The organism is Pantanalinema rosaneae CENA516, from assembly GCF_050753385.1.
In the GTDB taxonomy this organism is placed as follows: domain Bacteria; phylum Cyanobacteriota; class Cyanobacteriia; order Leptolyngbyales; family Leptolyngbyaceae; genus Pantanalinema; species Pantanalinema rosaneae.
The window spans coordinates 89,278-102,893 of sequence record NZ_JBLZFZ010000015.1; the positions used below are offsets into that span (position 1 = coordinate 89,278).

At 52.0% G+C, this 13,616-nt stretch carries 12 protein-coding genes and 1 tRNA gene; 4 read left to right on the top strand and 9 right to left on the bottom strand.

Annotated features, from left to right (window positions below):
* Window positions 1-17 precede the first annotated feature (17 nt).
* Window positions 18-2,207, bottom strand: coding sequence for a lytic transglycosylase domain-containing protein (locus ACN4EK_RS11240; protein ID WP_431657963.1), 2,190 nt, complete (start codon window positions 2,205-2,207; stop codon window positions 18-20).
* A gap of 305 nt (window positions 2,208-2,512) precedes the next feature.
* On the opposite strand from ACN4EK_RS11240, the gene ACN4EK_RS11245 reads away from it, so the two are divergent.
* The gene (locus ACN4EK_RS11245; RefSeq protein WP_431657964.1) at window positions 2,513-3,985 is read left to right on the top strand and encodes a leucyl aminopeptidase; all 1,473 of its coding nucleotides are present in this window, start codon (window positions 2,513-2,515) and stop codon (window positions 3,983-3,985) included.
* Between the two features lie 80 nt (window positions 3,986-4,065).
* Here the strand turns inward: ACN4EK_RS11245 and ACN4EK_RS11250 are convergent, their stop codons facing one another.
* Window positions 4,066-4,584 (bottom strand): GNAT family N-acetyltransferase, encoded by a 519-nt coding sequence (locus ACN4EK_RS11250; RefSeq protein WP_431657965.1) that lies wholly within the window; start codon window positions 4,582-4,584, stop codon window positions 4,066-4,068.
* Between the two features lie 195 nt (window positions 4,585-4,779).
* Between ACN4EK_RS11250 and ACN4EK_RS11255 the strand changes: the two genes are divergently transcribed.
* Window positions 4,780-4,853: transfer RNA gene (locus ACN4EK_RS11255), tRNA-Asp, on the top strand.
* A gap of 85 nt (window positions 4,854-4,938) precedes the next feature.
* Window positions 4,939-6,291: a class I SAM-dependent methyltransferase gene (locus ACN4EK_RS11260; RefSeq protein ID WP_431657966.1), complete on the top strand. Its 1,353-nt coding sequence runs from the start codon at window positions 4,939-4,941 to the stop codon at window positions 6,289-6,291.
* A gap of 5 nt (window positions 6,292-6,296) precedes the next feature.
* Here the strand turns inward: ACN4EK_RS11260 and murJ are convergent, their stop codons facing one another.
* Window positions 6,297-7,976 carry a murein biosynthesis integral membrane protein MurJ gene (gene murJ, locus ACN4EK_RS11265; protein ID WP_431657967.1) on the bottom strand — a complete coding sequence of 560 codons (1,680 nt, stop codon included), beginning with the start codon at window positions 7,974-7,976 and terminating at the stop codon, window positions 6,297-6,299.
* 149 nt (window positions 7,977-8,125) lie between these two features.
* Between murJ and ACN4EK_RS11270 the strand changes: the two genes are divergently transcribed.
* Complete coding sequence (locus ACN4EK_RS11270; protein ID WP_431657968.1) at window positions 8,126-8,512, top strand: hypothetical protein; 387 nt, start codon at window positions 8,126-8,128, stop codon at window positions 8,510-8,512.
* Between the two features lie 7 nt (window positions 8,513-8,519).
* Here the strand turns inward: ACN4EK_RS11270 and ACN4EK_RS11275 are convergent, their stop codons facing one another.
* From ACN4EK_RS11275 to ACN4EK_RS11300, 6 genes are all read right to left on the bottom strand, one after another.
* A complete protein-coding gene (locus tag ACN4EK_RS11275; protein ID WP_431657969.1) occupies window positions 8,520-9,386 on the bottom strand; it encodes a carbon dioxide-concentrating mechanism protein in 867 nt (288 codons plus the stop codon).
* 112 nt (window positions 9,387-9,498) lie between these two features.
* Window positions 9,499-10,134, bottom strand: a complete 636-nt coding sequence (locus ACN4EK_RS11280; protein WP_431657970.1) for an LbetaH domain-containing protein — start codon at window positions 10,132-10,134, stop codon at window positions 9,499-9,501.
* A gap of 58 nt (window positions 10,135-10,192) precedes the next feature.
* The gene (locus ACN4EK_RS11285) at window positions 10,193-12,241 is read right to left on the bottom strand and encodes a ribulose bisphosphate carboxylase small subunit (protein WP_431657971.1); all 2,049 of its coding nucleotides are present in this window, start codon (window positions 12,239-12,241) and stop codon (window positions 10,193-10,195) included.
* Window positions 12,242-12,333: 92 nt separating this feature from the next.
* The gene (locus ACN4EK_RS11290; protein WP_431657972.1) at window positions 12,334-12,633 is read right to left on the bottom strand and encodes a EutN/CcmL family microcompartment protein; all 300 of its coding nucleotides are present in this window, start codon (window positions 12,631-12,633) and stop codon (window positions 12,334-12,336) included.
* A gap of 6 nt (window positions 12,634-12,639) precedes the next feature.
* Window positions 12,640-12,981: a carbon dioxide-concentrating mechanism protein CcmK gene (locus tag ACN4EK_RS11295; protein ID WP_431657973.1), complete on the bottom strand. Its 342-nt coding sequence runs from the start codon at window positions 12,979-12,981 to the stop codon at window positions 12,640-12,642.
* Between the two features lie 118 nt (window positions 12,982-13,099).
* Complete coding sequence (locus ACN4EK_RS11300) at window positions 13,100-13,408, bottom strand: carbon dioxide-concentrating mechanism protein CcmK (RefSeq protein ID WP_431657974.1); 309 nt, start codon at window positions 13,406-13,408, stop codon at window positions 13,100-13,102.
* Window positions 13,409-13,616: the final 208 nt, after the last annotated feature.

Consider the following 13,616-nt stretch of genomic DNA (forward strand, 5'->3'; position numbering starts at 1 on the left):
AGAATTTCTCCCTGACCTCACTGAACAGGTTTCGGATGTTGGGCAGACACCTGAGCTAATTTCTGGGAAATCGTTGGGTTATATAGCCGCAGATAGTTCCAGTAGTTTTCAAACACGGATTTCACATAACCCCGCGTTTCGTTATAGGGAATCGCTTCCACAAATTCATCTGGATCAGCAATGCCTTTCTTCGTCACCCAACCCGCAACAGCACCGGGTCCAGCATTGTAACTGGCAACCGCCAGCATAGAGTTACCAGCATATTCGGCATGGGTGTAATCCAGATACCAGGTGCCCAGCTTAATGTTGTCATCGGGATCATTCAGTTGGTATTGCTTCAACTGGATCTTTTCCGCCACCCACATCGCCGTATCCGGCATCACCTGCATCAAACCAGTTGCCCCTACCGACGATCGAATTCCGGGCATAAACCGCGATTCTTGCCGAATTAAGGCGGTCACTAAAAGGGGATTTAACTGTCGTTCCTGCGACCAATTTTCGATCGACTCTAGATAGGGGAACGGATACAACGCCTGCCAATAGCTAACTTGCTGCTGTAACTCCTGATATTGAGTTTTCTCCTCTGGTTTTTCCCGTTCGCTCAAGTACGACACCATGAAGATGCCATCCAGGTAGTCACCGACCCCGAGCCGCAGGACACCATCCGTGAATTGCTGGGCAACCGTCGGTTCCATCTGAGTCTGAAATTCCGTTTGCCATAGCGTCCAGGCATCCTGGTCTTGACCCAGTTGATACAGTTCCCGCAAGGTTTCCGACCCCACGGGTAACTCCGGACGAGCCGCAGGACGAATCACTTCCGGTTGCAACTGGCGCACACTGGTAAAGTCACCGACCTCCCAGCCCAACATCGAAGCCGATCGCCACGCGTAGTAGGACGATGGATACCGTGTCAGCACATACTCAAAGGCTTGTTTAGCATCCTCCGGTTTCCCCAGTTCGTTTGCCCACTTGCCCACCCAGAATCCGGCTTCTGGAGCCTGTTCACTCGTAGGATTATTGGTCAGGATCGGGGCTGCCCATTTCCAAGCGGTCTGAATATCCTTGGCGGCGGCGCGTTCCCGAGCCAATGTCCAGCGCAATTCGGCAGCAGCATCGGAATTGCCATGCTGGGATAACAGCAGTTGGCGGATTTGGGCAGCGGATTCTCGACTATTTAACTGATCCAGTAATTTCGATTTTTCTAGCAACGCCTCCCCCGCCCGATCGGGAAAGCGATTGATCATTTGATCCAGATAGCCGATCGCTTCCGGCGCACTGGTCAAGCGAGACAGCCGCAGTAACCCCAAAGAGGTTTCGCTGGCATCCGGGAACGCATTCACCAGCCGTTTGTAGGCATCCACTGCCCCTGGTTTTTCTCCCAGTTGTAGCCCCCGACCAATCCGATAGGCGTTGCGGGGAGTAAACGGTGCCCGGGCATACGCCAGACCAGCTTTACCATACGCCTGTTTCTCCCAGTAGCCAAAGGCGATCGCCTCCCAGTCTGCCGGAGTCAGTTGGCTGGCATAGTCCTCGGATAACCGATTTAGAATGCTGACATAGTTATCTACATGCAGCCCATGCTTTGCTACGAGTAATAATAGTTGGGGTTGCTTGGGATTCTGTTTGAGTCGCTGTTGGACAATCTCGATCGTCCGAGGGTGGGCAGGAAATTGCGCGATCGCCTGATCCCAATACTTCGGTTCATTCCGACCTAACGCATACAACGCTTCGGCAGTGACCGGGGCTTGAGGATGCTGCTCTAATAAGGCTTTCCAGGTGGTCTGGGCTTGCGCTTGCTCTCCCTTCTGGGTATAGGCCTGTGCCCGTTGCCGCAACACATAGGGAGCCAGCATTGGGTAATCAGCTTCTAAGCCATCCAGCTGTTTCAGGGCTTGCTGTGGCTGTTGTTGTTGGAGCAGATCGCTAGCCAGAAGATAACGGGCGCGGTTTTGGTCTATCGAGGCTTTTGGTTTTTGTTGCGCGATCGCCTGCAACTTTTCAGTCCGTTGCGTCGGCGGTAAAGATTTCAAGGCATTGATTTGCCGCACCTGAACCTGATCCGGCTGAGGAAGCTCAAACGTAGGTTGAGTTTGCTCTTCAGGACGCTGCCAACGGTTTAAGGCTCCAGCGGATACCCCACCAATCAACACCGTCACTAATCCAAGTTTGATGAAGCGATAAGTTTGTTTCTGACGTTGTTGCTGCATCGCCCTCTATCCAACGGAAGAACCTCAAACCGTTTTAACATTTTTCAGCCAACCTGGAGAGGGAAGCAGGATACAGTTTGCCTGACTTTAGCCCTGCTTAATATTTTTGAGTAGATAAATTTATTTAACTAGAGATAACAACCTCAGGATTTATTCGTTCTGAGTAAATAATCTTGAACCAGCGTTTCAACCTGGCTTTATGTCAGAACGCATTCCCATCGATTCATCTCCCCCTGCTCCACACGCCATCTATCGTTTTGATCAATACTGGAAGTCAGGACACAGGAATTTTGAGGACAGCCTGAATGGATTTGCGAGTAACGGATACCGCCTACCTGGACTGGTCTGGAGATGCATTAGCGATCGGCTTTTTTGAGGAACAGGTCGAGCTAACCGGAGATCTGGCGGCATTAGATGAAAAACTATTTGGCACGTTGAAAGAATTGATTGCCGAAGTGGAATTCAAAGGGAAAGAAGGCAGCACTGCCGCCGCCCGAGTTGGCAGTGGCAGTGCCATTCGTAAGGTTATGGTGATCGGACTGGGCAAACCAGATAGCTTCAAGCTCGATAGTCTGCGACGGGCAGGTGCTGCTAGTGCTCGGTTAGCCAAGAAAGAGAAATGTAAAACTCTAGGAATCAGCCTGCCAGCCTGGAATCACAATGCAGCACTCAGTGCCCAAGCGATCGCGGAAGGGGTAGAACTCGCTTTGTATCAAGACAACCGCTTCAAATCCGATGCCGAGGATAAAGTGAGCAAGGTAGAACAGGTGGATCTGCTTGGGTTTGCCGACCAGGCAGCCGCGATCGAGCGGGCAAAACAGATTTGTTCAGGGGTAATTCTGGCGCGGGAACTTGTCGCCGCCCCAGCCAATATCGTCACTCCCATTACTCTGGCAGACACCGCCACCGCGATCGCTCAAGATCATGGTTTAGAGCTAGAAATTCTGGAACGGGAAGAGTGTGAGCGGCTCGGAATGGGCGCATTTCTCGGCGTTGCCCAAGCCTCCGATCTCCCTCCCAAATTTATCCACCTGACCTACAAACCCGAGGGCACACCCCGCCGTAAGTTAGCCATCATCGGTAAGGGGTTAACCTTTGACTCCGGTGGTCTAAACATTAAAGGGGCAGGCAGCGGCATCGAAATGATGAAAACCGATATGGGCGGTGCCGGAGCCACCTTGGGAGCGGCAAAAGCGATCGCCCAACTGAAACCTGATATGGAAGTTCACTTCATCTCCGCTGCCACCGAAAACATGATCAGTGGTCATGCCATGCATCCCGGTGATATCCTGACGGCTTCTAACGGCAAAACGATCGAGATTAACAATACCGATGCTGAGGGTCGCCTGACCTTAGCCGATGCGCTTGTGTTTGCCGACAAATTAGGGGTAGATGCGATCGTCGATTTAGCCACCTTAACGGGAGCCTGTGTGATTGCCTTGGGCGACGATATTGCTGGGTTGTGGAGTCCCGACGATGCGATCGCCCAACAACTGAATCAAGCGGCAGATCTGGCAGGGGAAAAACTCTGGCGGATGCCGATGGAAGAGAAATACTTTGAAGGCATGAAATCAGTCGTGGCAGATATGAAAAATACCGGACCTCGACCCGGTGGTGCCATCACCGCCGCCCTGTTTCTGAAGCAGTTTGTCAAAGACACCCCCTGGGCGCATTTAGACATTGCTGGTCCAGTCTGGACAGATAAAGAAAACGGCTACAACAGCACTGGAGCGACGGGGTTTGCGGTTCGGACATTGGTGAACTGGGTGACTGGGTAGTTCAGTAGATTAGGGCGAGGGGAAAATGGAGAGATGGGGAAGCAGACTCACGGTTGCCAACACCATCTTCTTCATTTCTCCTAAACTTTGCGTCCCAAAATCACTACATCACACAGACCAATTTCAGCGAATTCGGCGATTTGCGGTAAGTAGCCCCATTGGGTAAATCCAAATTGCTCAAATAAGCGCAGACTAGGGTGATTATGGGCAAAGATCACTCCAATTAAGGTTTTGATCCCCAGGTTGGGACTTTGGGCGATCGCCTGTTGTAACAACTGCCGTCCGACTCCTTGACGACGGTAATTTGCGGCGATGTAAATACTCAGTTCCACCGTGGCATGGTAAGCCGCTCGACTGGAATAAAACGACTGAAACCCTAGCCAACCGGCAATCTCCTGGTCAATTTCTAGTACCCATAATGGTCGTCGCTCCGGTGTATGAGCCTGGAACCAGGGCAGTCGGCTTTCGACTGAAATTGGCTCTATATCAGCAGTCACCATCCGGCTGGCGATCGTGGAATTGTAAATGTTGACGATCGCTGGCAAGTCCGCTAACCCGGCATCCCGAATATTCATTCCCGTTGATTCAGACCTCGACATTGGCTGGAACTTATCACAAAGTGAGCCTGCCCGGAGTTTTGGCTACACATCGGTTCACGAAGGTCGGTTGATAATCAGGCAACAACCCGGACGGTTGAGAAAAATCCAAATCATGTTTGACAAATTCGCAAATACTTGCAAGAATAGAATTCGTGTCAAAAACACAGCGACACGCACCAAAACAAGCAAATACCTGGGACAGTAGTTCAATTGGTTAGAGCACCGCCCTGTCACGGCGGAAGTTGCGGGTTCGAGCCCCGTCTGTCCCGTTCAGCATCATTAATCACATAGTTGAGAGTCAGGCAAGATCAGCAGAGTAACCAATATTTTGCTGTTGTCTAACCTTATGATGTTATGGACATTCCAGGATTGATTGCCCAACTGCCAACGCTGGCTCAACAGGGTGCAATACAGGATGACAGTCCAATATTGCTCCAGTTTCAGGATATCTTGGAGCAAACGGGCGGCAGGACAACGCTGGAAATTATGCAATTACTGCATACGGCGATCGACTACCTGGAAGCCGGTGAAGTCTACTGTGAGGTCGGTTGCTCGACGGGGGCAAATTTAGTCGCCGCATTCATCAATCACCCCGATCGCATGGCGTATGCGATCGTTAGCCGATCCGAAGAAAACCTCTCGACCTCAGTCATCGATCACCTGAGTCAATTTGAGCTACAGGATCAGGTTTTAGTCTCTGATCAGGGCTTAGAAGTTTTCTTACACAGTTTGCAGGCAAGTCGGTTAGAGAACCGGATTGGTCTTTATTTCGCTCACAGCCAACCCGATTATCGATCGCAACTCTTGGGGCTATTGCGGGTACAGCCGTTTCTGGCCGATCGAGCACTGATCATTTTGGCAGAACCTGATTCCAGTCTGGTGCAACAGGCCAGCCAGGATTTCCTCAGCCTTTATCCGCAAACCGCCGTAGCGCTAGAGCGGTCAACCGTAGCGAATAACGGGCTCTGGCAAGAAGTAATGCTCTTGAGTTGGGATACCCATCGGACTGAGAACATCTCCCAGCCAGCCTCCCAGGTTCTAGGAGCAACGACGATCGCGGCAAGACCACCCGCAGCAGACCACCAGCTTCTCCCCAACGTCACCGTCGGACAAGCCACACAGCCACAATCCTGCCTACAATGGCCATTGACCCCATCCAGAATGGCGGTAAAACAGGTGTTGCATGTGGGATGTGGGGTTTACCATCCTTTGGCGTTACCTGTGGCGCTGCGCCCTCCAGAGTGGCAGGAGGTGCGATTAGACATCGATCCTCAGGTTAAACCGGATATCGTCAGTTCGATCACCCACATGCCAATGATCCGTGATGCCTCCTTTGAGGCGGTTTACTCGTCCCACAACCTGGAACATTTATACGCCCATGAAGTACCTCTAGCACTCGCCGAGTTCTATCGGGTCTTAAAACCCGGTGGCTTGGCATTGATTACTTTGCCCGATCTGCAACAGGTAGCGGCACAGGTAGCCCAGGGCAGTTTAGAAGAACCGCTCTGTGCCATGCATGGAGTGCCAATCGCGGCGGTAGATATCCTCTACGGGTATAGAGATGCGATCGCCGATGGCAATGTCTATATGGCGCATCGCACCGGATTTACAGCAGAAACGTTACGACAACATTTGGCAACCGCCGGATTCCAACGGATTGAAACCTCTACCGTTGAGTTTAATCTTTGGGCTATCGGGTACAAGTAAGTGAATCACGTAGCCCCCCGCCCCCGGAACAACTTCTGCCGTACTCGATCGACAAACAAGGTCACTTCTGGCAGTTTCAATTGCGCTGCAATGATCGCAAATACCCCTAAACCCACTGCACTGGCGATCGCTAGTTGTGCCAGTTGAATCAATAACCCCTCTGTGCCCCACAGAAGTTGTGTCCCCCACAGGGCTCCCCAACAGGCGACTCCCGCGATCGCGCTACCCAACGTCAACCCTAAAACTGGAACTGCCCACTCCCGTAGTGGTAGCCCATGCAGGCGACGATTCAGAATCCACAACATTACTACCAGTGATACTAAATTCACACCTACCGTTGCCAATACCAGACCGGGCGCACCGAACGGTTTTACCAGCAGAAAATCAAGTAGAGCATTTAAGAAAATGTTGACCACACTGATTCGGAACGGGGTATCACCGTCGCCTAAGGCATAAAATACCCGCACCAGCACATCTCGCCCCAGGTAAACAAACATCCCTACGGCATACGCCACCAGTACCGCCGCCGTCAGATAGGAGTCCTCTAGTTTAAAGGCATACCGCTCATACACCACCCGCGATATGGGCAGCGCCAAGACAATCATCAGGGCACTCAGGGGCAGCATCGTGACAGCCGTCATCAGCAGCCCCTGCCGAATACGTTGTTTTAATTCTGGCCAATGTTCTGGCGCTGCCAGCCGGGAAAACAGCGGCATCAACGGCACCAAAATCATATTGGACAGAATTCCCAACGGGGTTTGAATCAATAATCCGGCATAGCCCATCGCAGAGACAGCAGCGGCAGCATTAGGGATAAAGGAGGCAAAGAATAAATCTGTCCAGACATTAATTTGCAACATGCCGGAGGAAAAGGTGGCAGGGCCCATGATGTTGAGCACCTCCCGCACTTCGGGTTTAGCGAAATCGAAGCGTAGTCGCAATTTGCCTAAGCCCGATCGCCATTGCACAGGTACCTGCACTAACCACTGCAATAAGGCTCCTGCCAGAGTTGTCCAGGCGAGTACAGCTCCCCCCAGAGCGGCATATTCGGGCAAAATCATGCGATCGCCCAGGTAAAAGGCTAATCCGCCCAACCCCAGTAACACGGTAATGCTGGAAAACAACGGACTAATGGAGGGCAACCAATACTGATCGGCAGCATTCAAACTGCCAAAGCCAATGCCGATCAAGCCTGCCAGCACCGCCATTGGTGCCATAATTTTGAACTGCTGGATGGCAATATCCTTTGTCTGCTGCATCGTTTGCCAGGTTTCAGTAGATATACCCGTAGCCGCCGCTTGTTCAGGACTAATAAATAATCCTGGGGCAACCAAATGCATCAGGGGTTCAGCAAACAGAATTAAACCCACCATCACCACCAACAAAATGCCTACAACCAGTGTGGTAATGGTTTCCACGATCGCAGCCACTTCCTTGCGATCTCGCTTTGCCAGGACACTGACGATCGCACTATGGAAGGGCCCATTAATGCCACCCAGGAGAATCAGTAAAAAACCAGGGATGACATAGGCAAAGTTATACGCGCCAAAGGCGGGACCGACCCCAAAGGCTGCCGCGATCGCCTGCTGCCGGACTAAGCCAAACAGTTTACTAATTAACGTTGCGATCGCAACAATCCCGGCAATCCCCGCTAAAGAGCGGGCTGTTTTGTTTGAATCAGCCACCTAATCACTCCATGACAACGAAGCTTCACTTAGTTTACGCATGAATTGGGGAAGATCCCGCCATTACTCACGGGCTTTTCCCCTACTAATCCGGGGTTGTACTGAGGAATTATAGAAGTGTAAGTATTTGCCGAATTGGGCGGGCCGTTATGGACTATCTCTACTACATCGCCAATACCAGTCTGACCCTGCGAGTGATCGAGTTTCTGCTGGATAGCAAACTTCCGGTTCGCTTCATTACCGTAATTCACCAAATCGATGGTTGGATTGTCAAAGTGAAAATGAACCAATATCTCGATCCCTACGATCATGGGAATTTTCGCGCCTTCATGAATGAATTAGGCATTCCCTACGAGCCAGGCATTCGGGTACAAATGGCGCTTTGGAGCCTGGAAACTGGACAATCCCCCGTAGATGTGATGCAGCGTTATCAGGTCGCCGTCGTCTCCCATGGCGGTCCCGATCGCGTTGAGGTGGAAGAATTTCGCAACCAGTTCGTGCAGGGCTTAGGCTATTGCCCTGAAACGCTGGCTTAACGGCGAATCATGACTCTCCCTCTGGACGAGCCGCCATCGACCGATCGGAATCTGGCACTTCAATCTCGATCGCGTCCGCTAATTCTCGGGGTGGCTCAGTCGCCAGAGATTGCAAGGTAGCTGGCAATTCCAGCCGCTCAGGCTCAGCTTCAGAAATGGCTAATGGTTGGCGCTCCTGTTTCAGTTCAGGCAAAGCCACCAATTCTTTTTCGGTTTCCTTCACCGCAATAGGCAGGCGTAACGGTTGCAGTTCCTCAATCCAGCAACTCGCTAACGGCAGCGTTTGATCCAGATCTTCCAGAGGACGCGGCACTAACATCACAGCATGCAGTTCGCCAATCCGCTCGGCTTCCACCATGCCAATATCTAACGCCATCGCCACATTTGCCACGGTACCTCGGACGATCGCCGTACATAGCCCCGCCCCGATCGTTTCGTAGGCCGCCAAGACCACATCTGCTGATTTCAGCATGGCATCAGCAGCCCCTACCATTGCCGGAAACCCGCGAGTTTCTAGCAACCCTACTGCCTGATTACTTAATTTACTGTGTCCCCGACCTGATGCCAGTTGTGCCAACCGATTGCCGATCGGTAACACCACTTCCAAATTAGGCATGGGTCGCGGTAGCACCAGTGTGGATAACTCTTGTCCAAATTGCTGTGCCCGTTCCGCCCCTTCCTGTACCGCCAGCCGAACATCGGCTACAGAACCCCGCACGATCGCCGTACAGTGCCCACCCCCAATCTTTTCATAGCCTACCAGGGTGACTCCTGATGATTTCAGCATGTGGTCGGCAATGCCGACGATCGCCGGAAAGCTCTGAGCAGAAACTAAACCCAGGGCAGTATCTGTAAAGTCTTCTCGTCGGCTCATGCAAATTCATTAAAAACGCTGGCTTCGGTCGGTACTCCTATCCTAATCGCTATTCGCAATTCGCTGTTAGCCATTAGGAATATTCTCCGATCGCATCTAGCTGAAGGCTGATCTAATCCTCCCAGGGATCGTCGGTGGTTGGACGATCTCTAGATGGTATAGAGGGATTCGGCGACTGACGATGCGGAAATAGTTTCACCAACATCTGGTTCACATAAACCTGACCGTAAACATTCATCCCAGGGTTTTGGGTGGCTTGTGAGTCATTCAGGGGTTCGATCGCCCCCGGCGGTTCCGCAGCAGGAGGTGTTACCCCAGGAGTTGCGGGCTCTGGATAGGTGACGGTATCCGTGACCTGCAAGGGTTCTGCGGCTAATTCCCCTTCTGGACTCCGACTCGTATCCCCAATCAGTGAACCGGGTGGAACAATTTGCCCCCACGCAACGATACTATTCAACACCGTAGTTGCCGCCCCGATACAGGCATTTGCCCCGATCGTCACTTGACCAATCAGTAGAACTTCTGCCCCAATATTGGCACCTTCACCCACCTCTAACACACCGTTTTGGGCGTGCAGAATCGCACCAATACCAATACAGGCTCCAGTTTTGATAATAATCCGACTATTTGGATCAGCTTGCAGCAAAACTCCGGGAGCGATCGCTACCCCTGCCTGGATCGTCACTTCTCCATTGACATAGTAGTGAGACGTACTGATCGGTTGCAGTTGCAGTGTTGGCAAGGACATGGATAACCCCCCTTGGACGCAGAGGGCACGATCGCTCGCGCCCCAACTGTCCGAACAATTAGCGACCAACTGCTTGCTTCTTCGGCTGCTGAATCATCAGTTCAGCCACCCGTCGCTTCGCTTTTGGATCAATTCCAATCAACCGCACATACTCGCCAGGATGCTCATTTACAAACGCCTCTAAGGCATTGAGAACATCCGTCTCGCGGGTCGATTGAATCGTAGCACCACTTTGCCAGGAACTGGTCTTATAGCGGCGTTCATCGGCAAACTCTGTTCCAATCCGGTTGCCTTGAGCTAAAAGCTGACGCACTTGCTCAACCACTGCCCGATCTAACCGACCGGCGGAACTGGCGCTACCGTTAGTTGCAGAATTGCTATAGTTAGGAGCCGCATAACTCGGGGTAGAACTCGCTGGAGCTTTCGCCGCACTGGCAGCATTCTTACTCCCAGGACGTTGAATCACGGTTTCAGCCACCCGCCGCTTGGCTTTCGCATCAATGCCAACGACTCGCACATAGGCATTAGGATGTTCACTCAGGAACGTTTCTAGTGCCGCGATCGCATCCGCCTCCCGGCGAGCTTGGATGGCTGGAGCACTCGTCCAGGAGCTGGTTCGGAACCGCCGTTCATCGGCATACTCCACCCCCAATTGACACCCTTGAGCAATCAACTGGCTCACCTGCTGCACGACATCGTGACTCAGACGACTACTCGAACTGAAGCCACCTGATCCAGAGGTTGATGGGGTCGAGGAGGCAAACGATCGATTACCACCACCCTGCACAACTTGCTTGCCATTGGGACGCTGAATAATAATTTCAGACAGCCGCCGCTTGGCTTTGGTATCAATTCCAATCAACCGCACATACTCACCAGCATGGTTTGCCATACAGTCTTCCAGTGCCGAAACGACCTCCGTCTCACGGGTCGCTTGGATGGGAGCACAGCTACTCCAGGAACTCGTCTGGAAATGACGCTCATCGGCATGCTCAGTGCCAATCCGAGCCCCTTGAGCCAGTAAATTCCGGATCTGGGCAATCACATTCCCACTCAGATGACTGGACTGCACCTGTCCATTGGAATGATTAACGGATGCGGCACTATAGGTCGATCCAGAGGATGCCGCACTCCCCGAAAACTGGGGCGATTTCTGGCCAGGACGTTGAATAATCCGTTCTAACACCCGCTTTTTCGCCTTCGGGTCTATGCCAATTAGGCGAACATAATGTCCAGAATGCTCACTTAGGCAGGCATCTAGTGCTGACAACACATCTGATTCGCGGCTCCCTTGAATAGGCGCACAACTCTTCCAGGAACTCGTCTGGAAGCGACGTTCATCCGCATGTTCCGTTCCGATCCGATAGCCCTGTGCCAGCAATTGCCGCACCTGGCTGACTACATCTGCGTCCATACTCCCTCCCTGTTCGGCATGACTGTGGGAACTGCCATTCCCACTAGGGTCTGCCGGTATTGACTGATCAAGCTCATTCCGAATTGGGGCAATACAGGCAACATTATCCGCACAGCGATAGCCCGATCGCAGTGCTTCATTAACTTGCACAACGTGACTGGTAAACTTCACGTCAGCTTCCTGTGCCGCCGGTAAGCGATCCGCCTGTTGCTGAGTCGTAATGATCGAGCCAGACGGTATGTACCTCCCAGGCGGTATTTCCACATTTTCAATCAGGCAATGCATCATGACGATGCAGCCATCTCCCACCCTGGCATTAAAGACCGTGGAACGAAATCCAATAAAACAGTTATCACCCACATAGGCTGGCCCATGAATCAATGCCATGTGAGCGATCGAACTGTTGCTCCCAATCCAAACCGAATAGGCTTCCCCGTCGTTACCGGCTACCCGACCCTTTTCCAAGCCATGAATCACCACCCCATCCTGAACATTCGTGCTTTCGCCAATGTAGAAAGGATGACCTTCATCGGCCCGAATGGAAGTGCCCGGAGCAATCAGCACATTCGCACCGATCCGGACATCTCCAATCAGGTTGGAGAAGGAGTGAACATAAGCTGTTTCATGGATCTGGGGTTCAGCCAGGCCTTTCGACCAGGGAGTAGGGGGAGCCGCATAACTACGGACTACCATAAATTAATTCTCCAAACTGAAAACGCAATGCAGCACTTTGCCGTCGTAGGTACAGGACATGAATTGAGCGATCGTTAAGCCGTTGATTCACTTCAGTATTGATCACGCTTGCTATAGAGCAGGCGATTTTCAATCCCAACTGTGTCGATGATGGCAATCACGGCGGCATCCACTGGACGTTGTTCACTCCCCGGAACCTGACGCGCCGCACTGCCCCGACTCACCAGAACCCACTCTCCAATTCCTGCACCGACATTATCGGCAGCTACCTCATACCCGGCTAAGGGTTGCCCATCCTCGTCGATGAACTGCAAGACCAAAAACTTGCTGCCTCGGAGGCTCGGCTCTTTTTGGGTACTGGTAACCGTGCCACGGACTCTGGCAATTTGCATCAGGCGTTACGAGCGGTTAAGAGGACGAATACCACTGACGCTTTCCCGGAATGGCTCTACTGCCTCGGTGTAGCGAATCGGCAGAACATACTCCAGGTTTTCGTGAGGACGAGCAATGATGTGGGTGGACAGCACTTGACCGCCATTCACCCGCTTGACGCTCTCAATCCCAGCCGCAACAGACGCTTGAACTTCAGATACATCACCCCGGACGATCACCGTCACGCGACCGCTACCAATCTTCTCGTAGCCCACCAGGGTAACGCGAGCGGCTTTCACCATTGCATCTGCTGCTTCCACTACAGCCGGGAAGCCCAGAGTTTCAACCATTCCAACTGCAATTGCCATATCTAAATACTCCCTTCCAAAATCAAACGTTGAGTCAACTTGTCAAACTTGAATAACCGCGCCAAAACTTCTGTCTAAAACTGTGGCTTAACTATTGTGAATCAACAGATCAGCCCGCTTAAGACCGGAATTGTTCAACTGCCTCGGTGTAGCGAATCGGCAAGACGTACTCCAGGTTTTCGTGAGGACGAGCAATGATGTGAGTGGAAAGCACCTCACCACCATTCACCCGCTTGGCAGATTCAATTCCTGCCGCCACTGAAGCCTGAACTTCAGATACGTCTCCCCGCACAATCACAGTGACACGACCGCTGCCAATCTTTTCGTAACCTACAAGAGTGACCCGAGCCGCCTTCACCATTGCATCGGCAGCTTCCACCACAGCGGGGAAACCTCTTGTCTCGATCATTCCGACTGCAATTGGCATTGACTAATCTCCTACATAAGTGAAACTAATGAAAAAGACAAGGAATGAAAATTTAGACGGAGATGCCGAGTTTTCAAGCCTTATCAGGGTTTCTGCTGTACTGTTCTAAGAATACGGTTGTCGTCAGTACCAGCGCAATATAAAGACCAATGATAGTTACAAATTTCAGGTATTAAAGAAGCTTATTCAAAGGCGACTGTCATTCGTT

What these genes read in the sequence shown, in the direction of transcription:
- ACN4EK_RS11240 (WP_431657963.1), bottom strand. Translation starts at nt 2,207, where the DNA reads ATGCAGCAACAACGTCAGAAACAAACTTATCGCTTCATCAAACTTGGA.
- ACN4EK_RS11245 (WP_431657964.1), top strand. Translation starts at nt 2,513, where the DNA reads ATGGATTTGCGAGTAACGGATACCGCCTACCTGGACTGGTCTGGAGAT.
- ACN4EK_RS11250 (WP_431657965.1), bottom strand. Translation starts at nt 4,584, where the DNA reads ATGTCGAGGTCTGAATCAACGGGAATGAATATTCGGGATGCCGGGTTA.
- ACN4EK_RS11260 (WP_431657966.1), top strand. Translation starts at nt 4,939, where the DNA reads ATGGACATTCCAGGATTGATTGCCCAACTGCCAACGCTGGCTCAACAG.
- ACN4EK_RS11270 (WP_431657968.1), top strand. Translation starts at nt 8,126, where the DNA reads ATGGACTATCTCTACTACATCGCCAATACCAGTCTGACCCTGCGAGTG.
- ACN4EK_RS11275 (WP_431657969.1), bottom strand. Translation starts at nt 9,386, where the DNA reads ATGAGCCGACGAGAAGACTTTACAGATACTGCCCTGGGTTTAGTTTCT.
- ACN4EK_RS11280 (WP_431657970.1), bottom strand. Translation starts at nt 10,134, where the DNA reads ATGTCCTTGCCAACACTGCAACTGCAACCGATCAGTACGTCTCACTAC.
- ACN4EK_RS11285 (WP_431657971.1), bottom strand. Translation starts at nt 12,241, where the DNA reads ATGGTAGTCCGTAGTTATGCGGCTCCCCCTACTCCCTGGTCGAAAGGC.
- ACN4EK_RS11290 (WP_431657972.1), bottom strand. Translation starts at nt 12,633, where the DNA reads ATGCAAATTGCCAGAGTCCGTGGCACGGTTACCAGTACCCAAAAAGAG.
- ACN4EK_RS11295 (WP_431657973.1), bottom strand. Translation starts at nt 12,981, where the DNA reads ATGGCAATTGCAGTTGGAATGGTTGAAACTCTGGGCTTCCCGGCTGTA.
- ACN4EK_RS11300 (WP_431657974.1), bottom strand. Translation starts at nt 13,408, where the DNA reads ATGCCAATTGCAGTCGGAATGATCGAGACAAGAGGTTTCCCCGCTGTG.